The organism is Cupriavidus taiwanensis, from assembly GCF_900250115.1.
Classification (GTDB): Bacteria; Pseudomonadota; Gammaproteobacteria; order Burkholderiales; family Burkholderiaceae; genus Cupriavidus; species Cupriavidus taiwanensis_B.
Genome location: NZ_LT984803.1, coordinates 1,780,409 through 1,804,827, shown reverse-complemented (window position 1 = coordinate 1,804,827; position 24,419 = coordinate 1,780,409). Strand labels below are relative to the sequence as shown.

Genomic DNA, 24,419 nt, shown 5'->3' with positions numbered 1-24,419 from the left:
GGCAAGCTCCCATGTTCACTCCCTGTCCCACCGAGCGCAGCAAGGCCATTGCCGACCGCGTCGAGGCCTTCGTGCGCGAGGTTGTCGCGCCTTATGAGCGCGATCCCCGCAACGCCGGCCACGGCCCGACCGAGGAGCTGGTGCGCGAACTGCGCGCCAGGGCGCGCGAAGCCGGCGTGATGACGCCGCACATCCTGCCCGACGGCAGCCACCTGACGCAGCTGGAGACGGCGGCGGTGCTCAAGCGTTCGGCGCTGTCGCCGCTGGGGCCCGTGGCCGTCAATACGATGGCGCCGGACGAAGGCAATATGTACCTGCTCGGCAAGGTCGCAACGCCGGAACAGAAGCGTCGCTTCCTAGACAAGCTCGTGAGCGGAGAGGCGCGTTCGGCCTTCTTCATGACCGAGCCGGCCGAGGAAGGCGGCGCCGGGTCGGATCCGTCGATGCTGCAGACTATCGCCGTGCAGCAAGGTGACGAGTGGGTCATCAATGGCCGCAAGATGTTCATCACCGGCGCAGAAGGAGCGGCGGTCGGCATCGTGATGGCGCGCACCGGCAGCGACGACAAGGTCCAATCGACCATGTTCCTGGTGGACCTGCCGCACCCGGCCATCCGCATCGAACGCGTGCTCGACACCATCGACAATTCGATGCCGGGCGGCCATGCGCTGATCGTCATCGAGAACCTGCGCGTGCCGGCCAGCCAGGTGCTCGGCGAAGTCAACGAAGGCTTTCGCTACGCGCAGGTGCGGCTGTCGCCGGCGCGTCTGTCGCATTGCATGCGCTGGCACGGCTGCGCGACGCGCGCGAATGAGATCGCCACGGCCTACGCGACCCGGCGCAAGGCCTTCGGCAAGCTGCTGATCGACCACGAGGCGGTGGGCTTCATGCTGGCCGAGAACCTGATCGACCTGCAGCAGGCAGCGCTGATGATCGACTGGTGCGCGGGCGTGCTCGACGGCGGCGTGCTCGGCACCAACGAAAGCTCGATGGCCAAGGTGGCGGTGTCCGAAGCGGTGTACCGCGTCGCGGACCGCTGCGTGCAGGTCATGGGCGGCACGGGCGTGTCGCGCGACACGATCGTCGAGCAGGTGTTCCGCGAAGTGCGCGCGTTCCGCATCTATGACGGCCCCACCGAAGTTCACAAGTGGTCGCTGGCGAAGATGATCAAGCGCAAGACCCTGAACGGCGAGGCGAGCCATGGCTGAGGCGAACGATTTCGCCGGTACGGTGCCGGTGCGCGAACAGCACCGCTTCGACCAGGCGGCGCTCGAGCGCTGGATGGCGCAGCACGTCGAGGGCTATGCCGGACCGCTGACGATCGACCAGTTCAACGGCGGGCAGTCCAACCCGACCTATCGGCTGCGCACGCCCGGACACAGCTATGTGCTGCGGCGCAAGCCGCCCGGCGAACTGCTCAAGGGCGCGCATGCGGTGGAACGCGAAGCCCGGGTGATGGCGGCGCTGGGCCAGGCGGGTTTTCCGGTGCCCCGTATCCACGGGCTCTGCACCGACGATTCGGTGATCGGCAGCTGGTTCTTCGTCATGGACATGGTCGAAGGCCGCATCTTCTGGGATGCCGGCTTTGCCGATGTGCCGCGCGACGAGCGCGCCGCGTACATGGAAGCGATGAACGCGACCCTGGCCAGCCTGCATATCATCGACCCGCACGCGACCGGGCTCGGTGACTATGGCAGGGCGGGCGGCTATGTCGCGCGGCAGGTTGCGCGCTGGTCGAAGCAGTACCTCGGGGACGAGCTGGCGGGCCGGCATCCGGCCATGGACCGGCTGGTCGAGTGGCTGCCGGAGCATCTGCCCGCTACCGATGACGTTGCCATCACCCACGGCGACTTCCGCGCCGACAACCTGATCTTCCATCCGACCGAGCCGCGCGTGCTGGCCGTGCTGGACTGGGAACTGTCGACACTGGGCGATCCGCTGGCCGATTTTGCCTACCACGCCATGATGTTCCGCATGCCACCCGATATCCTGGGTGGCATCGCGGGACGGGACCTGGCGGCGGCGGGCCTGCCGGACGAGGCGGCGTACGTCGCGGCCTATTGCCGCCGCACCGGGCGCGACGGCATCGCCGACCTGGACTTCTACATCGCCTTCAACATGTTCCGCTTCGCGGCGATCCTGCACGGCGTCAGGGGACGTGCGGCACGCGGCACGGCGTCCAGTGCCGAGGCGCATGCGATGGGCGAGCGTTTCGCGCGCGTGGCGGATCTGGCCTGGGCACAGGCGCAACGCGTGGGCTGACATGGTCGTGCTCGAACGCGACCATCAGGCGCGGCGCAACTGCCCCACGCCGGGCCCTAGAACCGATGCCGCATGCCGGCGCCTATCGTCTCAGCATGCGGCCGCCCCGTCACGCGGTCGTAGAAATACGCGGCATACAGATCGGTCCGCTTCGACAGGTTGTAGTCATAGGCAATCGCGGCCGTATGCCGGCCCATCCCGGCCACATCATTGCGTGTGTTGCCATAGGCGTAGGAGGTCAATAGGCTGCCCGCCCCGACGGGAACCGACACGCCGACCTGCCCGTTTGCGTGCTGGATATCATCCTGCGCGCCGTGGATCGCGGTACGAATGTACTGTGCCTGCCCGAACAACTTGGCGACACCGAAATCATAGCTGACGCCAAGCTGTGCCGCGGTCTGCTTGTCGAAGCCGACGAGTGCCGCGGGTGCGGTGACGTCGCCGGGCACGGTGTTGAACTTGACCTGCTGGAAGGCGGCCGTGGCGGCGAAGGCGCCGGCGAAATAGTTGAGGTTGCCGCCCCATTTATTCTGGCCGGTGCTGCCCGGCTGCTCGCCGAACGCATAGATCAGGTTCACCGTCAGGCCGCCGGCCGTTGGCGACGAGTACACCACCGAGTTCGACCACCCTGAATCACCGATGATGCCGGGATCGAACACGCGCCCATCGGTGGCCGTCTTGTAGGTGTGGAAAATCGACGGGCCGAAATTGTAGGAGTCGACCAGCGGGTTGAACAGGATCGTCGACAGGAAATACGGCGTGGTATTGCGCCCGAGCCGCACCGTGCCATACCGCGACGATTGCAGTCCGACGTAGGCGCTGCGCGTCAGGAAGCCGTCGGTGTCGGCGCGGCCGAAGCGCCCCGTGTCGACGCGGTAGAAACCATTCAGGTCGAAGATGGCCTTGAGCCCGTCGCCCAGGTCTTCGGTGCCGCGCATGCCCCAGTACGAGGTCTGCATCCCGCCCGCGCCGAGGATTGCCGTGCGCTCGCCGCCCGAGGCGCGGGTGCTGCCGACGAAGGCGTCGACCTGGCCATAAAGGGTGACGCCGGATTGCGCCAGCGCAGGCTGTGTAAGGCTTAGGGCCATGGCGGCTGTCGCCAGGGCCCGGTGTTTCAGTTGCATGGTCTCCTCCGGATTGTTTTCAGTTGGTGTGGCGTGGGAAGGCTTGCAGGCGACGTGCCGCGAGTTGCGCCCGATAGGCCGCCATGTCCGCGATCGGTCGGCGTGCGACGCCGGCGTCGATGGCCGCCTGAGCGACGGCGGGTGCGAGTCGTGTGATCAGGCGCGGATCGAACGGCTTTGGAATCAGGTAGTCACGGCCAAATTCGAAGGACTCGCCGGGGTAGGCGGCCGCGACTTCGTGCCCGGGCGCTTCTTCGGCCAACGCGGCCAGCGCGTGGACGCATGCCAGCTTCATCGATTCGGTGATCGTGGTCGCACCCACATCGAGCGCACCGCGAAAGATGAACGGGAAGCACAGCACGTTGTTGACCTGGTTCGGGTAGTCGGAGCGGCCCGTCGCGATCAGGCAGTCGGGCCGCGCCTGGCGTGCCGCTTCCGGTCGGATTTCCGGTTCGGGGTTGGCCAGGGCCAGGATCAGCGGCTGTTCACGCATGCCGCGCAACATGGACGGATTGAGCACGCCGGCACTGGAGCAGCCCAGGAACACGTCGGCGTCTTCCAGCGCCTCGCCGAGCGTTCGTGCCGCGTAGATGCCGGGCGCCTGTGCGAAGCGGCGCTTACTGGGATCGAGCGCGTGCCGGTCCGCCAGGACCACGCCGCGCGAATCGAGCACGGCAATGCGGTCGCGCGGCAGCCCCAGGCTTACCAGCAGGTCCAGGCACGCCAGCGCGGCGGCCCCTGCGCCGGAGCACACCAGCCTCACGCGATCGATCGACTTGCCAGCGACCTTGAGGCCATTCAGGATCGCCGCGGCGGCAATGATCGCGGTGCCGTGCTGGTCGTCGTGGAATACCGGGATCTGCATCCTTTGCCGCAGAGCCTGCTCGATGTGAAAGCATTCCGGCGCCTTGATGTCTTCGAGGTTAATGCCGCCGAAGGTCGGCTCCAGCATGGTGATGGCATTGACGAGCTTGTCGGGGTCCGTCTCCGCCAGTTCCAGGTCGAACACATCGATATCCGCGAACGCCTTGAACAGGCAGGCCTTGCCTTCCATGACCGGCTTGGCGGCGAGCGGCCCGAGATTGCCCAGCCCCAGCACCGCGGTGCCGTTGGTGATCACGCCGACGAGGTTGTTGCGGGCTGTGTAATGCCGGGCGTCGAGCGGATCGGCATGAATGGCCTCGCAAGCGGCGGCCACGCCGGGGGAATAGGCCAGCGCCAGATCCTGCTGGTTGCCGAGTGGCTTGGTCGGCGTGACCGAGATCTTGCCGGGCGTGGGGGCGCGGTGATAGGCGAGGGCGCTTTGTTTGAAGGCGTCGTCCATGGCGGGGATTCAGGAAAATCGGGAAAAAGGGGGCCACCGCCCGTGCATGACGGGCGAGAGGCTGGCAAACAATTTGTGGTTGAGGGCTAGGCGGCGATGCCGCCGTGCTCGCTGGACCAGCGCGGCGGGTCTGCCAGGAAGGCTTGCAGCTCGGCCAGGTCCGCTTCCGCGACTTCGCCCGAATCGAGCGTTGCGTCGAGGATGTCGCGCCACGTGGCCAGGGCATGGATGCCCGGCTGCCAGCGGGACAGTGCCGCCTGCGTCGGGAATGTGCCGTAGTCGAACAGGACCAGGATGTCCTGCACGACCGCGCCGGCGTCGGACAGTGCCGCGCAGAAGACGGCCTTGGACCGGCCCGCTGCCATCATGTCGTCGACCAGCAGCACGCGGTCGCCGGCGCGGATGTCGCCGACGACTTGCGCGGCGGGGCCGATGCCGCGCGCTTCCTTGCGCACGTAGACCAGTGGCAGGTCGAGCGCTTCGGCCACCCACGCAGCGAACGCGATACCGCTCGACTCCGCGCCGGCGACCACGTCGATGCCGTTCAAACGGCCGCGCTCGCGCAACAGGCGCAGGCCGCGCCGCAACAGCGCGCCACGCAAAGCCGGGTAGGAAATCAGCCGACGGCAATCGATATAGGCCGGGCTGGCCCAACCCGAGGGCAGGCGGAATGGCTCGTCGCTGCGGAAGCGAACACAGCCGGCCTCGAGCAGCGCCCGTCCGACCGATCCCTCGAGCGCGACAGCGTTGCGATGGCACATGTGGATTCCCTCGTTCATGGCTTGCCCGCCAGCTTGTCGGCACGCGGCCGGATCAGCGTTTCGGGGCGCAATGCTTCGTCGAGCGCCTCGGCGGTCATCAGGCCCCGTGCCAGCACCACTTCGCGGATGGTGGTGCCCTTGGCATGGGCTTCCGCTGCGACCGAGGTCGCGTTCTTGTAGCCGATCACGGGATTGAGCGCCGTAACCAGTGCGATCGAGCGCTCGATGGTCTCGCGCAGGCGCTCAGGGTTCGCGGTAATGCCATCGACGCATTTCCGCGCCAGCGTCCCGCAGCCATTGGTCAAGTGCCGGAAACTGCGCAACAGGCTCGCGGCGATCACCGGCTCGAAGGCATTGAGCTGCAACTGGCCGGCCTCGGCGGCAAAGGTGATGGTGGTGTCGTTGCCAAATACCTCGAAGGCGATCTGGTTCACGACTTCCGGGATGACCGGGTTGACCTTGCCCGGCATGATCGACGACCCCGCCTGCATCGGCGGCAGGTTGATCTCGCCGAAGCCTGCGCGCGGCCCGCTCGACAGCAGCCGCAAGTCGTTGCAGGTCTTGGACAGCTTCACGGCGATGCGCTTGAGCACGCCGGAAATCTGCACGAAGGCGCCGCAATCCTGCGTGGCTTCCACCAGGTTGGGTGCGAGGCACAGGTCGATGCCGGTGATCCGCCGCAATGCGGACAGGGCCCTCGGCGCGTAGTCGGGATGCGCAGTGATGCCGGTGCCGATCGCGGTCGCGCCGAGGTTGATTTCCCGGATCAGCAAGGCGGTTTCGCGCAGGCGCGCCATGTCCTCTTCGAGCATGACCGCATACGTGGAGAACTCCTGGCCGAGCGTCATCGGCACCGCATCCTGCAACTGAGTGCGGCCGAGCTTGAGCAGGCCGGAGAATTCACTCGACTTGCGGTCGAACGCGGCGCGCAGGACTTCCATCGCTTCAAGCAGGTGCTCGATGGCAAAGTACGTGGCAATGCGCAGCGCTGTGGGGTAGACGTCGTTGGTGCTCTGCGCCATGTTCACGTGCTCGTTCGGGTGCAGGAACTGGTATTCGCCCCTGCGGTGGCCCATGTGCTCGAGCGCGCGGTTGCAGATGACCTCATTGGCATTCATGTTCGTCGACGTGCCGGCGCCGCCCTGGATCGTGTCGACGATGAACTGGTCGTGCAGCATGCCTTCGCGCACGTCATGGCAGGCGGCCAGGATGGCGTCGCGCAGGTTGGCCGGCAACAGGCCGAGTTCGGCATTGGCCTCGGCGGCGGCCTGCTTGACGGAGGCCAGCGCAATGATCAGCTCCGGCCATGAGGAGATGGGGGTGCCGCTGATCTGGAAGTTCTCCCAGGCCCGCAGGGTGTGGACGCCGTAGTAGGCGTCGGCCGGCACCTGGCGTTCGCCAAGCAGATCGGTTTCGGTGCGATAGGTATTGGTCATGATGCGATCCGATAAATGTGGTCGTCCGCTAGGCGAGCGTCCATGGCAGCGTCTCGCCAGCGAGGAACTGGCGAATGTGCCGGCCATCCGGCAAGTCGATCTGCTCCGTCACGCGCATGGGGCGGCGATGGAACGTAATCGTCTCCCGGTTCGGCGGCATGCCGTAGAAGCGCGCGCCGTTGTCGCTGGCGAAGGCTTCAAAGCGCCCCAAGGCGTCTTCCTCCTCGAATACGGTCAGGTAGGCCTGCAACGCGACGTGCGCGCTGAAGATGCCGGCACAACCGCAGGCGGACTCCTTGGCGGTCGTGTCGTGCGGTGCCGAATCGGTGCCGAGGAAGAACGCTGGCAAGCCCGAGGTGGCGGCGCGCCGCAACGCCAGCCGGTGCCGCTCGCGCTTCAGTACCGGCAGGCAGTAGTAGTGCGGCCGGATGCCCCCCGCAAAGATGGCATTGCGGTTGAACATCAGGTGCTGCGGCGTGATGGTGGCAGCCAGCCTGCCGCTGGAGTCGCGCATGACGAAGTCGGCTGCTTCGGCGGTGGTGATGTGTTCCAGCACCACCTTCAAACGCGGGTAGCGGGCCAGCAACGGCTGCAGCGTGGCGTGCAGGAATGCGGTTTCGCGGTCGAAGACATCGACCGCCGGATCGGTACTCTCGCCGTGGATCAGCAGCGGCATGCCGATGTCCTGCATGGCAGACAGCACGCCGGCAACACGGTCGATCGACGTCACGCCATATTCGGAATGGGTGGTGGCGCCGGCGGGATACAGTTTTGCGGCGGCAAAGGCACCGGCGTCAAAGCCGGCGCGGATGTCCGCCGGATCGGTGGTGTCGCACAGGTAGCAGGTCATCAGCGGCGTGAACGCGGAGCCCGGCGGCAATGCGCCAAGGATACGCTCACGATAGGCCATGGCGGCTTGCGCCGTGGTGACCGGCGGCTTCAGGTTGGGCATCACGACGGCACGGCCGAACTGGCGCGCGGACGCCGGCAGCACTGCGCGCAGCAGTTCGTCATCGCGCAGGTGCAGGTGCCAGTCGTCCGGGCGGCGGATGGTCAGGGTCTGCACGGTCATGCCTGCCTCCTGGACGGGATGCCTTCGAGCGCCCGATACATGACTTGCGTGCCGAGCATGAAATCATCCAGGTCCATTGCCTCGTCCGGATTGTGCGATCCGTTTTCGTTGCGGACAAAGAGCATGGCGGTGGGGATGCCGGCATTGGCGAACAGCGAGGCATCGTGTCCGGCGCCGCTCGGCACCATCTCGACCGGCAGGCCGGCGCCGGTACACGCGTCGCGCAGCAGGTTCGACAGCGCCAGGTCCATCGTCGCCGGCGCCGATTCGATGCGGCGGTCGAACTCGAAATGCACGCCGCGGTCGCGGCCGATGGCCTGGCATTCCGTGCGCAGCAGCTGGTAAAAGCCTTCCAGCGTGTCCACGCTCTTGCTGCGTGCCTCGAAGCTGAAATCGACCTTGCCGGGAATCCGGGAAATCGAATGCTCGGCGGGATCGGTGGAGACAATCCCGGTGGTCACGACCAGGTCGATGCCGCGTTCAAGCAGCACCTTCCAGTGTTCGTCCAGCCGCGTGATCAGTTCGGCCACGGCGAACATCGCATCCTTGCGCAGCCAGCGCGGCACCGCGCCGGAATGGCCGGGTTCGCCGAGACAGGTGATGCGGTTGTGCCGCACGTTGCCGCGAATGCCGGGCACCACCGCCAGCGGCAGCTTGCGAGCCACCATCACCGGGCCCTGTTCGATATGCAGCTCCAGGTATGCCGCGGCCGCGGTACGGTCGAACAACGGTTGCTGCGCGGCAATGGCTTCGATATCCGCGCCAGCAGCCGCCATGCAGTCCGCGAGCGCCTTGCCGGAACTGCGGTGCCTTAGCGCCAGGTCGTCCGGAGTGAGCTTGCCCAGCGCGGCGCCCGAGCCCATGTAAGCCTTGCCAAACCAGGCGCTTTCCTCGCCACGGAAGGCGATCACGCGCAGCGGCGCGGCACCGGACATGCCTTGCGCCTTTCGTGCGATCTGGCACAGCAGACCTGCGACGATCCCCGCGAGACCGTCGAAGTTGCCGCCCTGAGGGACCGAATCGACATGCGAGCCGACCCATGCGGCCGGCGCGCCGGCCTCCTCGTCGGGCAGGGTGAAGACAAGGTTCGCGGCCCGATCGCTCTGCACCTGCAGCCCGTGCTGCCCGGCAAAGCGCCGCAGGTAATCGACCGCGGCAGACTCGCCGGCACCATAGCTGTCGCGCGTAATGCCGACGCCATCGAACGACAACGCGCCGATGTCTGCGAACAACTGCTCGGCCAGTGGCTTGAGTTCCAGAATGTCCATATGCAAGTCCCGTTGCTCAACCCGACTGCTGGGCAAAGCGCAGCCAGCGGTCGCTGAGCTGGCGGTCAAGGATCACCTGCCCGGTCAGGTCCCGGATCGAGGCGACGCCGGCCTGCTTGCAATACGCATCGAGCCCGTCGATGATCTTCTGCATGACCGCCGGATCCCGGAACGAGGCCGTGCCCACCTGGATGGCCGACGCCCCCGCCAGCATGAATTCGACCGCGTCATCGGCGCTCTGGATGCCGCCGCAGCCAATGATGGGAATGCGCACGGCGCGATAGCACTGGTGCACCAGGCGCAGGGCAATCGGCTTGATTGCCGGCCCGGAGAGGCCTCCCATGACATTGCCCAGCTTGGGCTTGCGCGTGCGGATATCGATCGCCATGCCCAGCACGGTGTTGCCCATCACGATCGCATCGGCGCCGGCTTCCTCGGCCGCGCGTGCCACGGCGGCGATATTGCCGGCGTTGGGCGTCAGCTTGACCCAGAACGAATGCCGGGTGCGGCGGCGGATGGCGGAGACTGCCTTGTAGGTGGTCTCGGGCAGCATGGCGAAGGCCATGCCGTCTGCTTCCAGGTTGGGGCAGGAGATGTTGGCCTCGATCACGTCGACTTCCGGCAACGACATTTCTGCGCACGCGGCGCCGAACTCCTCGGCGGTATCTGCGGAAATCGATACCACCACCGGCGTGTCGTACCGCGTATAGGCCGGCAGCACTTCATTGCGGTAGTAGTCGAGTCCCTTGCTGGGGATGCCGATCGAGTTCAGCATGCCGCTGAAGGTCTCCGCCACGCGCGGCGTGGGGTTGCCCGCGCGCGACTTCGGCGAAACGCTCTTGATGACCAGCGCGCCCAGCCGGTTGAGATCCATCGCCTCGCGATACTCGATGGCGAAGCAGCCCGATGCGGGCATCACGGGGTTGCGCAACGTCAGGTCGCCAACCCGGACAGTAAGATTAGCCAAATTCCACCTCCCCAACCACTTCACGAATCTTGAAAACGGGACCCTCGCGGCAGACGCGGAGGAATTGCTTGTCGCCGTCGCAATCGAACAGCCGCACGCACGACAGGCACACGCCCATGCCGCAGGCCATGCGCTGCTCCATGGCAACTTCGCCCTGGATGCCGGGGTGGTCCTCCAGCACGCGCTGTAGCAGCATCAGCAGACGGTGGGAGCCACAGGTGTAGATGGCATCGGGGCGTTGCGCGTCGATTAGCCGGCGGGCCAGGGCTTCGACGGCCTCGACCGAAGACGTGCCGTCGGCATCGAACACGGCGTGAACCTCGGCGCTGGCGCCGCGCAGGAACTCCTTCTCCATCAGGTCGCCCGCGGTGCGCGCCGACATGATCGCGGTGATGGCGGTGCCGGCCTCGGCGGCCTGGCGGATCAACGGCGCCATCGTCGCCAGCCCGACGCCGCGCGCGACCACCAGGATGCGGCGGAACGACGGCTTGAACGTGAAGGTATTGCCGAGCGGGCCGACGATATCCAGGTGGCCGTCGACCGGCAGCGTGGCCAGCGCCCGCGTGCCGACGCCGGTGACGTTGTAGAGGAATTCGATGCGCCCGCTTTCCGGGCCGGCGCCATAGACGCTCATCGGCCGCAGCAGGAACGGCTGCGCATCGGCGGTGGCGGGACAGCTGAGCTGGTAGAACTGTCCAGGCCGGGTCATCGGCGCGATCGGGGTCCCGGATTCGAGCCGGATGTATTTGTAGCGCTGGTTGACCCAGTGGTGTTCAACGATTCGACAGCGATAGGAGGCTACGGTAGCCGCGGAATCCGCGCTACACACGGTGGCACACATGTTGGTGACTCCTGAGGATGGCGCTGCGCCGGACGGCGCAGCGGAAGAATGCCCGGAGGGCTCCGGCGTTATTCCAGTTCCACGCCCTTCAGTTCGGGGATGAGGAAGATGGTGGCGATCATGTCGATCACGTAGATGCTTGCAAGCAGTGCGATGGCAAGCTGGAACGAGTACGCCGCGGCGATGGCGCCAACCACGATCGGCCCCAGCCCGCCCACGGCACGGCCGATGTTGAACAGCACGTTCTGCGCGGTGGCGCGGGCCGCGGTCGGGTAGGCCTCGGAGATCAGCGCGCCGTATCCGCCGATCATGCCGTTGACGAACATGCCCATGACGGCGCCGGCCCAGAGCATGGTCATGGGGTCGGACAGCCTGGCGTAGGTCAGCACCATCGCCACCGCGCCTGCCTGGAAAATCAGGAACGTCGGCTTGCGTCCGATGCGGTCCGCCAGGTGGCCAAAGACATAGACGCCGATCATCATGCCGACGATGGTCACCGAGGTCCACAAGGCAGACTTGGTCAGCGAAAACCCGAGCGCCTTGGACAGGTAGGTCGGCAGCCAGATCATGATGCCGTAGTAGCCGAAATTCTGGACCGAACACAGGATCACGATGCCCAGGCTGGTGCGTGTGGTGTTGCGGTCCGCGACCAGCAGCCTGAATGCATTGGGCTTCTTTTCCGTGCGCGCACTGCGCACGAAGACTTCAGGCTCGTGCAGGCGGTTGCGGATAAACCATGCCACCAGCGCCGGCAGTACCCCGATCACGAACATCCCGCGCCAACTGACCACCGGCAGCAGCAACGGCGTCAGCAACGCGGCCATCAGCACGCCCGATTGCCAGCCCAGCGCGACATAGGACGACACGCGCGCACGCTTGCTGGCCGGCCACGCCTCGGCGGCCAGCGCCATGCCGATGCCGAACTCGCCGCCGAGCCCGATGCCGGCAATGGTGCGGTAGACCAGCAGGTCCCAGAAGCCCTGGGCCAGGGCGCACATGCCGGTGAATACGGCGAACAGCACGATGGTCCAGGTCAGCACCCGCACGCGACCATAGCGGTCGCTCAGCGCGCCGAAGATGATGCCGCCGGCCACGGCACCGACCAGGGTCCACGTGACCAGCGCGCCGGACTGGCCGGTGGTGAGCGCAAGCGCCGCGCTGATCGCCGGCAGCATGAAGCCCAGGATCAGGAGGTCGAACCCGTCCATGGCGTAGCCGATTGCGGATCCAGCCAGGGCTTTCCACGCATAGGGAGACGTTGGCGCCTCCGTCGCGGCTGCGGGTTGGGTCAGGGGCTGGCTTGTCATGCTGTCTCCATTTTTAGACTAAAAGAGCCTCAAAAAGCACTGCGTTGATTCCTTGGGCGCGCATGGCCTACGGGAATCATGCAGTGACAGTAAAAATCTATTTTTTTAGACTATGCGGCCGGTGGCGGTATGGCAAGCGTTTTTGCTGCCGCTCCGGGTTTGTCCCTAGCCCGCGTTAACAGAGAACGCGCACGTCGGCGGCATCATGCTATAGTGGCTTCAATCTAATTATTGAGACTGAAATGGAACGTCGCGCCACCGGCACGGACGGAATCGACTTCGAGGCACTGGGCGCGCGACTGCGTGCCTACCGGCTCGGGGCGCAACTGCGGGCCGAGCAGGTTGCCGAAGTGCTGGGCATTTCCCGCGCAGCGGTCTATCGCATGGAGAAGGGCGAGATCGTCAAGATCGAGACCCTGGAGCGCCTGGCCGGCATCCTCGATACCTCGCTGGAATCGCTGCTCGGCGCCGGCACGGAATACTACCCGTCGGCCATCGCCTACATCGAACGGATGCGCCAGCTCGAGCAAGGCGCTACCCGGATCCTGGCGCATTTCGAGCCGATTTCATTCCTGCTGACCTCGCCGGACTATGAGCGTTATCTCGATCAGATGCTCAGGGAGAGCGGCGACAACGACGACGGCCGAATCCAGGCCATCATGGCCCTGCTGCGCGAGCGTAAGGAATCGTATGTGTCGCATCCCGCGCCAATCCTCAGCCTGATCGGATTGCGCGAGCTTGAGCGCTTTGTCCATTTCGGGCTGATCGGCCGGATGGACCTGCCGCCCGCGACCCGGATGGAGCGATCGCTGGCGGCGCGAGCGGAAGTGGAGCGCATTGCGGTGTTGCTCGAACAGCAGCATGCCGGCATGCAGATCGGCATCGTCAATGAAAGCATGCCGAACGCCACGTTCCAGGTCTTCGAGCGACCTACCGGCTCATACGTGGCCATCAGCCCGTTCCGCTTCGGCGAGTTCCCCAACATTTCGGCAGGCATCGCCTCGGTGACCGCCGCGCCGGAGGCTGTGTCGCTTTACACCAATATGGTCGAGGCTCTCTGGCAGCGCGCCTACAAGGGTCCCGACGGAGCCAGCCTGTTGCGGCGCATGTTGCAGCAGGTCTGAGCAGTTCGATTTTTCCCCTGAGAGACATCCCATGGACTTCAAGACGGTTACCGAGCAATTTGCCAGCAGCGTTCCGGGAACGGACGCATTCCTCAAGGTCAAGGAGCAGTCGCTGGCGCTGATGTCCGCCGATCCGGGCCACGCCGCGGCTTACTTCCTGATCTACGGTTTCGCGCGGTCGTACGTGATCCTGCATGATGACGAGGGGATTACCACAGAGGTAGCCAACGCCGCGCAGGCGCAATTGCTGGACTATATGCGCGCGATCGGGCAGTCGCTCGGTGGCGGCGATCAAGCGCTGCTGGGCGCGATGAACCAGATCGTTCTCGACTATGATGGCCGGCGCCAGCTTTTTTAACATTGCCAAAGCGGGCAGTGCCAAGTTGCGCGGTGCCGCCCGGCCGGAAGGCCAGGTGTAAGGCGATCTGTAACACATGTCTGACGCCGGGCACCAGTTGGCTAGGCAAGCCCTGGCTCAGGCTCCCCGGCGAGTCGCTGAGCCGGTTGGAAGCTGTCGTGATGCTCTCGAATATCTAGCCTTTCAGTCCGTCACGCCAAGCAATTGCTTCGAGTTCAACCCTGACTGCGTCTTCGACGGGCACTACGGGGTGCGCTCGGAATTCGAACGCAGGGAATGTTGAGCATGCCTTGTGAACTGTCAACGGATCGTCGCAGTCCACCAGCATATGCCCACCCCACTCACCCACACGTACGACAAAAAACTCGATCTTGAGATTGGTCGGAGCCTTCCACTGACTAAACACATCGAGGATTCGCTTTTGGGCATTCTCGTACTCCGTAGCCGAACCTTGCGGGCGTTCGAACCAACTGATCATGTACTTCATTGCTTTCCTCCTTTGAGACGTTGGCTTCATCTAACTAGTGGCGGTCGACCATTTCTTGCAACTGTGCATATTGTCCAGAGCCAATAGTTGTAGACCTTGGGACGTCGCTCGCCGTATGGTTCGCCACACGGATGGGAGCAGACGACACTGCCAGGCGGTTCTCGCTGTCCCGCGTACTTGCTGAGGTCGCAGCCGACACCGACAGGACCGCTGACTCCTCGGGGAGATATCGTCGTGCGATCAGACGGAGCATATCCCTCTGAGGGAGCTGGCCAGTCCGGTCCAGCGTTGTCGCTCTGTGTGGAACCGCACACACCTGGCACCTGGCTCACGGCTCAGGCGGGGTTTTTCTTCCGCAGCGGGTCGAGAGGCAAGGGGGCAAAGTCGAAATGGGCCGCGGCATACATGGCATTGCACGCCCAGACCTCTTCACCATGCTTATAGAAGAGACCCATTCTGCGGCCGGCGGAGCCCGCGTCAGCCCAGCGCCGGCAGTCGCGTCTGGATGGCTGCCTGCCCGAGGCAGGCCCGCCTTGCACGGGCTTATGCCACGGCGCCATCGGTATAGACGTCGAATTTGCGCGCGGGATCGGCCGATACCCCGCTGCGGTCCATGCCGGCCAGTGCGCCGTCAGTGTAGACGTCGAACTTGCGGGCAGGGTCGGCCGACACGCCACTGCGGTCCAGGCCGGAGAGGGTGTGCTCGCTGGCGGGCGATGCCTCGACGCGGGTACCGTCGATGAATACGTCGAAGCGGCCGGCTCGCGCGCCGTCGCCATAGACGTCGCGCATGTCGGCGCGCAACGTGCAGCCGTACTTGTCGCCGGCAAAAGCGCGGTCGGGGAGGGCGGTGGCATTGGCGACGCCGGCAGTACAGGCGGCTGCAATGGCGGCGCTGGCGAGGATCGTGTTGGTGAACTGGCGAATCATGGCGGTACTCCGGTTTGCGGTAAGAAGGGCAGAACGCGGCGGGCGTCCTCACCCTCATACGCAGAAGCCGTGCCACCGGATCCGGACCGAAGAAATGCAGTGGCAGCCCCGTCATCAGCAAATTCCCAGGATAGCCGGAGCAAATGTCGGGCGGAAACAAACTTGCGGCGCAGCAGCCGCCCACGCAAACCAACTGTTGCCGCCGTCACGCGCGCTCCCGCGCGGTCGGCATGCTGGCCTCCCGCTTTTTTTCGACAGCGTGACGCTGGCCCTGCCCGTGCCGGCACTGCCCGCGCCGATGGATGGCGTGCAAGCCATGTGGCCCCTGTAGAATCGGCCACCACGCAACCCTGGGACGTCCCGCATGGACTCACACGCTCCGGATCGCGGCGCGCTGGTGCCGCTGGCCTATCATCAATCTGTGGTCGACTACCTGCGCCGCCATGAGCCCGAGGTCTGGCGCTGGGCCGGCGCCCGCGCGACCGCTGCCGATCACCGCGAGGCACTGCGCGCGATGTTGCTGCGCGACACCTACCGCATCGAGGCGCAGGCGCATGCCGACGTGCATGCGGCGCTGGCCGGGGCGATGGCGCGGCTCGGCATCGACGCGCCCGCGACGCTCTACCAGTCCCCGGGCCAGGACATGAACGCCGCGCTGGTCTACGTGCCGGGCGAGATCCACATCGTCGTGCAGGGGCCGCTGCTGGAACGGCTGTCGCCGCCGGAACTGCTGGCGGTCTTTGGCCACGAACTCGCTCATTACCTGCTGTGGTCGCGCGACGAAGGCCAGTTCCTGGTGGCCGACCGCGTCCTCAACGACGCACTGGCCGCCCCCGGCGCCAGCGCCAGCCATCGCGAGACCTGGCGCCGCTACGCGCTGCACACCGAGCTGTTCGCCGACCGCGGCGGTGCCGTGGCCGCCGCCGCGGTGGCGCCGGCCGTGTCGACGCTGGTCAAGGTGCAGACCGGCATGGGCAGCGTGGACGCGGCAGCCTACCTGCGCCAGGCGGCCGAGATCGAATCCCGCGAAGCGGATGCGAGCGCCGCCCACGGCCATCCCGAGACCTTTATCCGCGCCCGCGCGCTGGCGCTGTGGTGGGAGGGCGCGGCCGATCTTGACGCATGGATCGGCGCCCGCCTGCACGGCCCGCTGGCGCTGGAAAGGCTGGACCTGCCGGGACAGGTCCGGCTGCAGGCGCTGACGCGCGGCTTCCTGGCCCATTTTCTTGCCGGCACGTCGCTGGCGAGCGAGGCGGTGCTCGCGCAGGTACGAATGATGTTCCCCGACTGGCGCGACGACGAACCGGCGCTTGGCCCCGAGGGGCTGGGTCCGGACGTGGCCGACGACAGCGTGCGCGGCTATCTCAACGCGCTGATGATGGACCTGGCGCTCGCCGATCCCGACCAGCAGGATTCAGCGCTGCTGCGCGCCGGCCAGGTGGCGCAGGCGCTCGGCAGCCTGGCGGCGCTGCAAGGCAACCTGCGCCGCGATGCCGGCTTCGGCAAGCGCGAGCTGGACCGCTACCAACGCCAACTGGCCAGGGAGGGCCGGGCATGACTGACAGCACGACTCAGGGCTCGCCCGTCGGTACGGGCGGCGGTACGGGCGGCGGTACGGGCCGCGATCGCGAGCCGCGCACGCTGCGCGCGCTGATCGAGGCGCAGGCGGGCGCGGCACTGCCGACCGACGACGTGCTGGTGCTGGTGCTGCCACTGTTCGCGCAGGTTGCCGCGCTGCACGCGCAGGGCAGGGTGGCCGCGCTCGATCCTGACAGCATCCTGGTGGAAACGGACGGCGGGCTGCGACTGCGGCGGCCCGATGGCGAAACGCCCGTCATGGACATCGGCGCCGTGCACCGCGTGCAGCCGCATCCGGCCTCGGGCCTGAATATCGTCGGCGCGCTGCAACTCGGCCATGCCGACGACGGACAGCGCGACCATGCCGATCTGGCGCTGCAGCTTGACGCGGCCGCGCCCATCGAGCGCCCGGTATTCCTGCCGGGGCCGGCAAGCTGGGAGCGGCGCATCGGCCACCATGACGAGATCGGCGACGTCTTCCTGCTCGGCATGATGCTGGCGAGCCTGGCCTGCGGCCTGGACTTCGCCGACCACGACGACCTGCGCAGCTTCGTGGCGCAGCGCCGCAACCTGTTTCTGCTTGACGAGCGCTTGCATCCGATCGTCGCCGCGGTGATCGTCGAGATGACCGAGATCAACCGCCACGACCGCGCCACCGATGTTGCCGCGCTGGCGACCCGGCTGCGCACGTGGCGCGAGCAGCCGCCAGGCCTCGACCTGGAACGCGCGCTGGCCGGCACCGCCGGCGCCACGCCGCGCCGCGCCGCCGTGCTCACGCACCTGCGCGACCGCCTGTTCGATCTCTCGCGGCGCAACCGCCTGCTGCATTTCCGGCCGACCGCGGCCAGTGTGAACCTGACGGTGGCCAGCGTGCCGCTGATGCTGCAGATCGAAAGCGTGCGGCCCGAGCACATCTGTACCTGGGGCGGCCCGTTCGCCGCCGACCTGGTTGCGGGCAAGCCGGTCGCGCTGCAGCGCTGGCTGCGTTTCGACGACCAGCCTTACCTGCCGGCGTCGCTGGACCGCCTGATCGCCGAAACCCGCCGCGACCGGGCCGAGTACGGCTTCAGCAATCTGCGCCTGGTGGTGGCATTCCTGCGCTGGCACAATCTGAAGGAGGCGCCGGACGAGCGCATCGTGACGCCACTGCTGTGGGTGCCGGTGGAACTGGTCAAACGCAAGGGCGTGCGCGACCAGTACGTGATCCAGTGCACGGGTGGCGAGGCCGAATTCAACCCGGTGCTGCGCCACGCCCTGAGCCAGCTGTACGATATCCGGCTGGACCAGACCGTGGACCTGGGCAAGACCTCGCTCGAAGCGATCCACGCCGGCATCCTGGCGCAGATCCGCGCTTCGGAGCCGTCGGTGGAACTGCGCCTGGTCGACAAGGCCGCGGTGCGGCTGGTGCGGCAGAAGGCGCTGCAGCGCATGCAGCAGTTCCAGCGCCGCAGGCCGGGCGCGGCCGCCGCGCGCAGCGGCGGCTGGCTGCCGCCGTACAGCTATGCGCAGGACGACTACCGGCCGCTGGGCCGCGCGCTGTTCGAGCATTGGGTGCGGCCGAGCGAACTGCCGCAGCGCTTCGAGGCGGGTGCCGCGCCAGGCGCTGGTCCGCGCCGGCCGCACATGAGCGCGCCCGCCGCAAGCGAAGCGCGCCAGGGCTACGTGCTGGAGGAGTCCGAGGGGCACCGTTATGCCTGGGACCTGGACCTGACGCAGGTGACGCTCGCCAACTTCAACTACCGCAAGATGTCGCTGGTGCGCGACTACGCGCAGTTGCTGGACGAGCCCGGCGCCAATCCGGCGTTCGACCGCGTGTTTTCGATCGAGCCGCGCGAGGTGGAGGCACAGGCGCCGGCGCCGCTCGCACCGGCCGAGCAGTGGAACGTGGTGGCGGCCGACGCGACGCAGAACGCCGCGGTCGGCCTTGCGCGCAGCCAGCGCAGCTTCATCATCCAGGGCCCGCCCGGCACGGGCAAGTCGCAGACCATCACCAACCTGATTGCCGACTATGCGGGGCGCGGCAAGCGCGTGCTGTTCGTCTGCGAAAAACGCGCCGCGCTCGACGTGGTGTTCCACCGGCTCAAGCAGAGCGGGCTGGATCCGCTGTGCTGCCTGATCCACGATTCGCAGACCGACAAGAAGGCCTTTATTGCCGACCTGCGCGCGTGCTACGAGCAGTGGGTCGCACAGCCGCACGACGGCGATGCCCTGGCGGCGCGCCGCGCCCGCGTGGCCGAGACGATGGCCGTGCACCAGCAGCGCATCGATGCGTTCGAGTCGGCGCTGGCCGCCGCGCCCGCGGCGCTCGACGACAGCGTGCGCGCGCTGCTGCGCCGCGTCGCCGCGCACCCGGCCGTACCGGAGGCGGGCCTGCCATGCGCGAGCGCCTGCCGGAACTGGCGGCCTGGGACCGCCAGCGCGAGCTGGCGCACCGCGTGCACCGCGCGATGCGCGAGCGCTTCGGCGTCGACAGCCTGGCCGCGCATCCTTTTGCGCGATTGTCCCGGCAGCTGCTGGATGACGAGCGCGCGTATGGCCGCGCCGAGCAACTGTGCAGCGACGCCGAGGCGCTGTTCGACGCGCTTGATCCGCTGCTGGACAGCACCGCGAGCCTGATCAGCCATGACGCCGGCCTGGAACAGGCACGCTCGCTTGCCGCCGACAGCCAATGGCTGCTCGACATGGGCCTCGCCGCGCACCTTGACCTGCTCGATCCGGCTGCGCCGGCGCACGGCGCGCTGCGCGAGGTCCGCGCGGAACTGCAGGCGCGCGCGCAGGCGCTTGCCGACGCGCAGGCGGCGACCGCGCACTGGCAAGACAAGCTCAGTCCCGGCGATACGGAAGCCGCGCTGGCGCTGGCGCGGCGGCTGGAGCCGTCGTTCACGCGCTGGCTCCAGCCCGCATGGTGGCGCCTGCGCGGCGAACTGAAGCGCCGCTACGGCTTCGGCAAGCACGCCGTGCATCCGGGCTACGTCAAGGTGCTGGAGGCGCTGGCCGCCGAGCACGCCGCCAGCGCGGCGCTGGCGGCCGCCGATGCCGACAGCCGCCGGCGCTACGGCGTGAGCGAGATGCAGGCCTTCCTGCGCGCGCTGGGCGAACTCGAACAGCGCCTGCAGTCGGGCGCCGGACCGCGCGAGCTGGTCGCGCACCTGCGCCAGGCCGTCGACCCGGTCGCGGCGGCGCGTGCCGAGGCCGGCGCGCGCGAGGCGCTGGAGAAGCTGGCGCAGCGCGTGCGCGACGGCCTGGCGCTGGCCGCCGACGCGCGCCTGGGCGACATCGCCGAACTGCTGCGTGACCTGCGCGAGGCGCTCGACTGTCTGCCGGACCTGCTGCCGCTGCTGCGCGCGGTGCACGCAGGCGATCCCGCCTGCGCCGCCGCGCTGCAATGGCTCGATCATGCGCCGGCGCAGCTGGAGGCCCTGGTGGCCGACGAGGCGCTGCGCCGCCTCACCCGCGCCAACCCGGTGCTGGCGCGCTCTGGCGGCGCGGCGCTGGCACAGGCAGCGCGCGCCGTGGCCCAGGGCCAGCGCGAACTGCTCGCGCTGAACGCGCAGGTGGTGCGTGCCGCGCGGCACCGGCAGTTCGCTGAAAACGTGCGCGTGACCTCGCTGTCGGCGACGATGCTCGACGCCGATGGCAAGGCGTTCAAGAAGCAATACGCCACCGGCCGCCGCGAACTCGAGCATGAATTCGGCAAGAGCATGCGCCACCGCTCGATCCGCGATCTCGCCGACGACGAGACCGGCCTGGTCATCAACGACCTGAAGCCGATCTGGCTGATGAGCCCGCTGTCGGTGTCCGACACGCTGCCGTTGTCGCCGGACCTGTTCGACGTGGTCATCTTCGACGAGGCCAGCCAGATCCCCACCGAGGAGGCCGTGCCCGCGCTGAGCCGCGCACGCCAGGTGGTGGTGGTCGGCGACGAGATGCAGCTGCCGCCGACCACCTTCTTCACGGCCGGCGGCGCCGAGGGCGACGACGAAATCGTGGTGGAAGAAGAGGGCGAGCGCATCGCCATCAACCTCGATTCGGACAGCCTGCTGAACCAGGCCGCGCGCAACCTGCCCGCCACGCTGCTGGCGTGGCACTACCGCAGCCGCCACGAGTCGCTCATCAGCTTTTCCAACGCCGCGTTCTACGACGGGCGCCTCGTCACCATTCCCGACCGCGTGCTGGAACAGGCGGAGGATGAGGCGGCGCCGCTGCGCTCGGACCAGGAGGATGCCGGCATCGCCGGCGCCGACGCGCTGCTGGCGCGGCCGGTCAGCTTCCACCGGCTGGCCGACGGCGTCTACGCCGACCGCCGCAATGCGCCCGAGGCGGGCTACATCGCCCGCACCGTGCGCGAGCTGCTGCGGCGCGAGACCGGCCTGAGCCTGGGCATCGTGGCATTTTCCGAAGCGCAGCAGGGTGCCATCGAGTCGGCGCTCGAGGCGCTGGCCGCCGAAGACGCGGATTTCGCCATGCGCCTGGAGCGCGAGTATGTGCGCGAGGATGACGACCAGTTCAACGGGCTGTTCGTCAAGAACCTGGAAAACGTGCAGGGCGACGAGCGCGACGTGATCATCCTGAGCATCTGCTACGCGCCGGGGCCGGACGGCAGGATGATGATGAACTTCGGCCCGATCAACCAGCGCGGCGGCGAGAAGCGCCTGAACGTGATTTTCAGCCGTGCACGCCATCGGATGGCGGTGGTGTCGACGATCCAGGCCGAGGCAATCACCAACGTGCACAACGACGGCGCCGCCGCGCTGCGCGCCTTCCTGCAGTTCGCGCAAGCCAGTGCGCGCGGGCAGTTCGAACGCGCCCAGTCGGTGCTGGGCGCGCTGAACCCAGGCGCGCGCGACGCCTTCACGCGCGCAGCCGCGCCCGACAGCATCCGCGATGCGCTGGCCGAGGCGTTGCGCGCGCGCGGCCACCAGGTGCACGCCAACGTCGGCCGCTCGCAGTTCCGCTGCGACCTGGCCATCGCCGATCCGTCGGGGCAGGGCTATGCGCTGGCGATCCTGCTCGACACGCCATCCGAGGCGGTGACGGATACCGCCGAACGCTACGTGTTCCGTCCCGGCATCCTGCGCAGCTTCGGCTGGCGCGTGCTGGACATCCCGGGCAAGGACTGGCTCGACGACCGGGATGCGGTGCTGGCCCGCATCGAGACCATGCTGGCCGATGGCGAGGACCGCGCGCTGGACCTGGAGGTCGAGATGCCGGTGCCGTTGACGACGACGGCAGCCGTGCCCGGCGCGGCAGCAACGGACGCGGCCCGCATCGATGCGACGGCACCGGCCGCGCCGGCGGAGCTGGTGCGGACGCTGCGCTTCGAGCATGGCACGTCGCGCAAGTTCTGGCGGGCCAGTGTGTGCGGGGCGGAGCTCACCGTGAACTACGGCCGTATCGGCAGTGCGGGGCAGAGCAGCATGAAAGCGTTCGACAGCGCCGAGCGTGCGCGGCGCGAGATGGACAAGCTGGTGGCGGAGAAGCTGCGCAAGGGCTATGTCGAGGCGTAGCGCCGGGGGCAGAGCACTGATGCCAGGCACGGCGGGGCGTTGGCACCGCCATGCCGGTTCCGACGATGACGGCTAGGCGCCGGCGTGGATGCGCTTGCCCGCTTCAGAGCAGCCGTGCCGCTTCATCGAGCAGCGCGCCCGATGACAGCATGCCGCCACGCGCGAAGCGCACCAGCGCAAAGGATCGGACCAGCGGCGGATCGCCCGGGACGCGTGCGGTAAGCAGGTCGATCTCGTGTGCCGGCGCCGTGCTTTCCGGTGTCAGCAGCACGTTCATCGCGCTGAGCCGCAGGTGTCTTGGCTCGATCGACAGGAAGGCGCGCGCGTTCGTCAATACCTCGGCCAGGCATTCCAGCTGGCGCTCGAGCGCTCCGGCATCCTTGCCAAGTTGCGCCAGTTCCCGGTCGTTGTCCGCGACCTGTCCGCGCAGCGTGGCTTGCTCGCCCGGTCCGGCCTCGCCCTCGCCGCCGAGCACCGCACGCATGCCGGTGCCTTGCCGCTCGAGCAGGCGCAGGCGCGCCACCAGCAGCGCCTGCTCGCGCTCGAGCACGTCGCGGCGCGACTTGCCGGCTGCAAAGCGGGCCAGGCTCTCCAGCGTCAGCTGGTCGAACAGCCGCCGCACGATTTCGTCGCGCAGGGCCGCTTCGGTACTCGCGATGATCCTGACCTTGTGATCGCTGAAACTGATGGCGGTCTGCGGCACGTCCGAGCGCATGACATCGCCTTCCAGCGCCACTCCCAGCGTGCGCCGCTCGGCCACTGCCATCCCGAGCACCGCGTAGGCCTGCGCCGCATCGGGCGACTGCGCGAAGAACTCGCGCAATTCGGCAGACCGGCTGAAGCCCAGTTCCACGTCACGCGGCGTGCCGAAAAAGGCGTGAATATAGGGGTCGATGGCCCAGGCCTGCTGGCTGGCGTCGCGTGGGGCGGGAAGGTCCTGGACCAGTCCCCGCACATAGTCCAGTGCCTGTGCCAGCGCGGGCCGGACCCGCTGCTGGTAGCGCGGCACCAGGCGCAGGCGCGGACTGAGGCGGGTCACGCGTTCCGTCAGTTCGGCAAGCTCCCGTGCTTCGCGGGCAGGGACTTGCGTCTTGCGCCGGCGCATCCATCCCAGGAAGCCCATCAGCATGCTCCTGCCTAGTTCCTGCCCATGCCGCCCGGGCGGCCAACGCGTCGTGGCATGCGCGCGTACCCGCCGTTGGCAGGGGGTGTTGCTGCGATGCCGTGTCTTGCTTGCCTGATCAATCTATGATTCATTGACGCAGTCCGCCAGGACTTTGATGACGAGGCGTAAGCACGGCGGTGGCATTGCGCGCATCGAAGTGCGCCCGCCGATCCTTCCTGGCATATGGGCAGGCAGCGGCGCGGCGGCCGGCGCGCAACGCGAAGGAGAGGACCATGAGCGCAATGATGCTGGTGAATATCGACGCGGCGACCACCGACGACGAGATCCGCGACTTTCTGGTGCGCTACGGGCTGCCGGCATTCGACGACATCACCCGCGTGGCGGGCGATGGCTCGCGGCCGGCCGTGACGCTGCATTTCAATGAAGTCGATGCCGCCACCTTGCGCGGACTGGTGCCGCGCATCAATCACATTTTCTGGAAGCAGCGCAAGGTCGACGCCATGGTGCTGGCCGAGCGCTTCGAGTAAGGGGGGCGCCATGGCCATCCGCTGCCGACGCGTAGCCGCTGCCGCCGGGCTTGCCGCGGCCGTGTCGGCATGGCCGGCATGGGGCTACTTTGACCACTACTTGTCCGGCACCATCGTCGGCACGCTGGGCAAGGCCCAGCTGAATGCCGCGTGGGGCGTGTTTGGCAAGACCATGGACCAGTCCGCCGACGGTGCCAGTGTCGCGTTCAGCTTGCCGGCCGACCAGCGGCACCGCGCGGTGGAAGGATCGTTCACGCCGTTGCAGACGCGCAAGGATCGCGGCGACGCCTGTCGCCAGGTGCGCAGCGAGTTCCGCCGCGCCGGGCAGTCGGAATCGTGGACCGGATGGTATTGCAAGGAGCAGGGCGGCTGGAAGTCGCGCAAGCTGCGGGACTAGCGCGGGCCCCGGGCCGCCCCGGG

18 protein-coding genes and 2 pseudogenes are annotated in these 24,419 nt (G+C 67.5%); 8 read left to right on the top strand and 12 right to left on the bottom strand.

Annotated features, from left to right (window positions below; all coding sequences use genetic code 11):
* Positions 1-11: 11 nt before the first annotated feature.
* Together CBM2586_RS08540 and CBM2586_RS08535 are read left to right on the top strand one after the other, a co-directional pair.
* On the top strand, positions 12-1,208 hold the full coding sequence (locus CBM2586_RS08540) for an acyl-CoA dehydrogenase family protein (RefSeq protein WP_115687238.1): 1,197 nt from the start codon (positions 12-14) through the stop codon (positions 1,206-1,208).
* Positions 1,201-2,262, top strand: coding sequence for a phosphotransferase (locus tag CBM2586_RS08535; protein ID WP_115687237.1), 1,062 nt, complete (start codon positions 1,201-1,203; stop codon positions 2,260-2,262). Before CBM2586_RS08540 ends, CBM2586_RS08535 begins: the two co-directional genes overlap by 8 nt.
* A 56-nt stretch (positions 2,263-2,318) precedes the next feature.
* Here CBM2586_RS08535 and CBM2586_RS08530 read toward each other — a convergent pair whose 3' ends face one another.
* From CBM2586_RS08530 to CBM2586_RS08490, 9 genes and pseudogenes are all read right to left on the bottom strand, one after another.
* A complete protein-coding gene (locus tag CBM2586_RS08530; RefSeq protein WP_115662021.1) occupies positions 2,319-3,386 on the bottom strand; it encodes a porin in 1,068 nt (355 codons plus the stop codon).
* A 61-nt stretch (positions 3,387-3,447) separates the two neighbouring features.
* Positions 3,448-4,710: pseudogene (locus CBM2586_RS08525) on the bottom strand (malic enzyme-like NAD(P)-binding protein); the annotation flags it as partial.
* An 86-nt stretch (positions 4,711-4,796) separates the two neighbouring features.
* Positions 4,797-5,489 carry an orotate phosphoribosyltransferase gene (locus CBM2586_RS08520; protein WP_240987909.1) on the bottom strand — a complete coding sequence of 231 codons (693 nt, stop codon included), beginning with the start codon at positions 5,487-5,489 and terminating at the stop codon, positions 4,797-4,799.
* A complete protein-coding gene (aspA, locus tag CBM2586_RS08515) occupies positions 5,486-6,907 on the bottom strand; it encodes an aspartate ammonia-lyase (protein WP_373424198.1) in 1,422 nt (473 codons plus the stop codon). Before aspA ends, CBM2586_RS08520 begins: the two co-directional genes overlap by 4 nt.
* A gap of 28 nt (positions 6,908-6,935) precedes the next feature.
* Positions 6,936-7,979 (bottom strand): dihydroorotase, encoded by a 1,044-nt coding sequence (gene pyrC, locus CBM2586_RS08510; RefSeq protein WP_115687235.1) that lies wholly within the window; start codon positions 7,977-7,979, stop codon positions 6,936-6,938.
* The gene (locus CBM2586_RS08505) at positions 7,976-9,247 is read right to left on the bottom strand and encodes a Zn-dependent hydrolase (protein ID WP_115687234.1); all 1,272 of its coding nucleotides are present in this window, start codon (positions 9,245-9,247) and stop codon (positions 7,976-7,978) included. Before CBM2586_RS08505 ends, pyrC begins: the two co-directional genes overlap by 4 nt.
* Before the next feature lie 16 nt (positions 9,248-9,263).
* Complete coding sequence (locus CBM2586_RS08500) at positions 9,264-10,214, bottom strand: dihydroorotate dehydrogenase (protein WP_115687233.1); 951 nt, start codon at positions 10,212-10,214, stop codon at positions 9,264-9,266.
* Positions 10,207-10,923, bottom strand: coding sequence for a dihydroorotate dehydrogenase electron transfer subunit (locus CBM2586_RS08495; protein WP_231942467.1), 717 nt, complete (start codon positions 10,921-10,923; stop codon positions 10,207-10,209). The genes CBM2586_RS08500 and CBM2586_RS08495 overlap by 8 nt, the downstream gene beginning before the upstream one ends.
* A 200-nt stretch (positions 10,924-11,123) precedes the next feature.
* Complete coding sequence (locus tag CBM2586_RS08490) at positions 11,124-12,362, bottom strand: MFS transporter (protein WP_115687232.1); 1,239 nt, start codon at positions 12,360-12,362, stop codon at positions 11,124-11,126.
* A 242-nt stretch (positions 12,363-12,604) separates the two neighbouring features.
* Between CBM2586_RS08490 and CBM2586_RS08485 the strand changes: the two genes are divergently transcribed.
* Complete coding sequence (locus CBM2586_RS08485; protein ID WP_115662029.1) at positions 12,605-13,486, top strand: helix-turn-helix domain-containing protein; 882 nt, start codon at positions 12,605-12,607, stop codon at positions 13,484-13,486.
* Between the two features lie 31 nt (positions 13,487-13,517).
* The gene (locus CBM2586_RS08480; RefSeq protein WP_115662030.1) at positions 13,518-13,844 is read left to right on the top strand and encodes a hypothetical protein; all 327 of its coding nucleotides are present in this window, start codon (positions 13,518-13,520) and stop codon (positions 13,842-13,844) included.
* A 175-nt stretch (positions 13,845-14,019) separates the two neighbouring features.
* Here CBM2586_RS08480 and CBM2586_RS08475 read toward each other — a convergent pair whose 3' ends face one another.
* A complete protein-coding gene (locus tag CBM2586_RS08475) occupies positions 14,020-14,331 on the bottom strand; it encodes a DUF3303 domain-containing protein (protein WP_115662031.1) in 312 nt (103 codons plus the stop codon).
* Positions 14,332-14,874: 543 nt separating this feature from the next.
* Positions 14,875-15,261: a hypothetical protein gene (locus CBM2586_RS08470; protein ID WP_115687231.1), complete on the bottom strand. Its 387-nt coding sequence runs from the start codon at positions 15,259-15,261 to the stop codon at positions 14,875-14,877.
* 364 nt (positions 15,262-15,625) lie between these two features.
* On the opposite strand from CBM2586_RS08470, the gene CBM2586_RS08465 reads away from it, so the two are divergent.
* Together CBM2586_RS08465 and CBM2586_RS32550 are read left to right on the top strand one after the other, a co-directional pair.
* Entirely contained in the window at positions 15,626-16,819 is a 1,194-nt protein-coding gene (locus CBM2586_RS08465) for a M48 family metalloprotease (RefSeq protein WP_115687230.1), read from the top strand.
* Positions 16,816-22,346: pseudogene (locus CBM2586_RS32550) on the top strand (AAA domain-containing protein). The gene CBM2586_RS08465 and the pseudogene CBM2586_RS32550 overlap by 4 nt, the downstream one beginning before the upstream one ends.
* A gap of 103 nt (positions 22,347-22,449) precedes the next feature.
* Here CBM2586_RS32550 and CBM2586_RS08455 read toward each other — a convergent pair.
* Positions 22,450-23,469: a hypothetical protein gene (locus CBM2586_RS08455; RefSeq protein ID WP_115688706.1), complete on the bottom strand. Its 1,020-nt coding sequence runs from the start codon at positions 23,467-23,469 to the stop codon at positions 22,450-22,452.
* A 275-nt stretch (positions 23,470-23,744) separates the two neighbouring features.
* Here CBM2586_RS08455 and CBM2586_RS08450 point away from each other — a divergent pair, with 275 nt between their 5' ends.
* Positions 23,745-23,999, top strand: a complete 255-nt coding sequence (locus tag CBM2586_RS08450; protein ID WP_115687229.1) for an RNA-binding protein — start codon at positions 23,745-23,747, stop codon at positions 23,997-23,999.
* Positions 24,000-24,009: 10 nt separating this feature from the next.
* Positions 24,010-24,396 (top strand): hypothetical protein, encoded by a 387-nt coding sequence (locus CBM2586_RS08445; protein ID WP_115687228.1) that lies wholly within the window; start codon positions 24,010-24,012, stop codon positions 24,394-24,396.
* Positions 24,397-24,419 lie beyond the last annotated feature (23 nt).

What these genes read in the sequence shown, in the direction of transcription:
- CBM2586_RS08465 (WP_115687230.1), top strand. Translation starts at nt 15,626, where the DNA reads ATGGACTCACACGCTCCGGATCGCGGCGCGCTGGTGCCGCTGGCCTAT.
- CBM2586_RS08505 (WP_115687234.1), bottom strand. Translation starts at nt 9,247, where the DNA reads ATGGACATTCTGGAACTCAAGCCACTGGCCGAGCAGTTGTTCGCAGAC.
- CBM2586_RS08455 (WP_115688706.1), bottom strand. Translation starts at nt 23,469, where the DNA reads ATGGGCTTCCTGGGATGGATGCGCCGGCGCAAGACGCAAGTCCCTGCC.
- CBM2586_RS08485 (WP_115662029.1), top strand. Translation starts at nt 12,605, where the DNA reads ATGGAACGTCGCGCCACCGGCACGGACGGAATCGACTTCGAGGCACTG.
- CBM2586_RS08520 (WP_240987909.1), bottom strand. Translation starts at nt 5,489, where the DNA reads ATGAACGAGGGAATCCACATGTGCCATCGCAACGCTGTCGCGCTCGAG.
- CBM2586_RS08490 (WP_115687232.1), bottom strand. Translation starts at nt 12,362, where the DNA reads ATGACAAGCCAGCCCCTGACCCAACCCGCAGCCGCGACGGAGGCGCCA.
- pyrC (WP_115687235.1), bottom strand. Translation starts at nt 7,979, where the DNA reads ATGACCGTGCAGACCCTGACCATCCGCCGCCCGGACGACTGGCACCTG.
- aspA (WP_373424198.1), bottom strand. Translation starts at nt 6,907, where the DNA reads ATGACCAATACCTATCGCACCGAAACCGATCTGCTTGGCGAACGCCAG.
- CBM2586_RS08530 (WP_115662021.1), bottom strand. Translation starts at nt 3,386, where the DNA reads ATGCAACTGAAACACCGGGCCCTGGCGACAGCCGCCATGGCCCTAAGC.
- CBM2586_RS08540 (WP_115687238.1), top strand. Translation starts at nt 12, where the DNA reads ATGTTCACTCCCTGTCCCACCGAGCGCAGCAAGGCCATTGCCGACCGC.
- CBM2586_RS08495 (WP_231942467.1), bottom strand. Translation starts at nt 10,923, where the DNA reads ATGACCCGGCCTGGACAGTTCTACCAGCTCAGCTGTCCCGCCACCGCC.
- CBM2586_RS08475 (WP_115662031.1), bottom strand. Translation starts at nt 14,331, where the DNA reads ATGAAGTACATGATCAGTTGGTTCGAACGCCCGCAAGGTTCGGCTACG.
- CBM2586_RS08535 (WP_115687237.1), top strand. Translation starts at nt 1,201, where the DNA reads ATGGCTGAGGCGAACGATTTCGCCGGTACGGTGCCGGTGCGCGAACAG.
- CBM2586_RS08450 (WP_115687229.1), top strand. Translation starts at nt 23,745, where the DNA reads ATGAGCGCAATGATGCTGGTGAATATCGACGCGGCGACCACCGACGAC.
- CBM2586_RS08470 (WP_115687231.1), bottom strand. Translation starts at nt 15,261, where the DNA reads ATGATTCGCCAGTTCACCAACACGATCCTCGCCAGCGCCGCCATTGCA.
- CBM2586_RS08445 (WP_115687228.1), top strand. Translation starts at nt 24,010, where the DNA reads ATGGCCATCCGCTGCCGACGCGTAGCCGCTGCCGCCGGGCTTGCCGCG.
- CBM2586_RS08480 (WP_115662030.1), top strand. Translation starts at nt 13,518, where the DNA reads ATGGACTTCAAGACGGTTACCGAGCAATTTGCCAGCAGCGTTCCGGGA.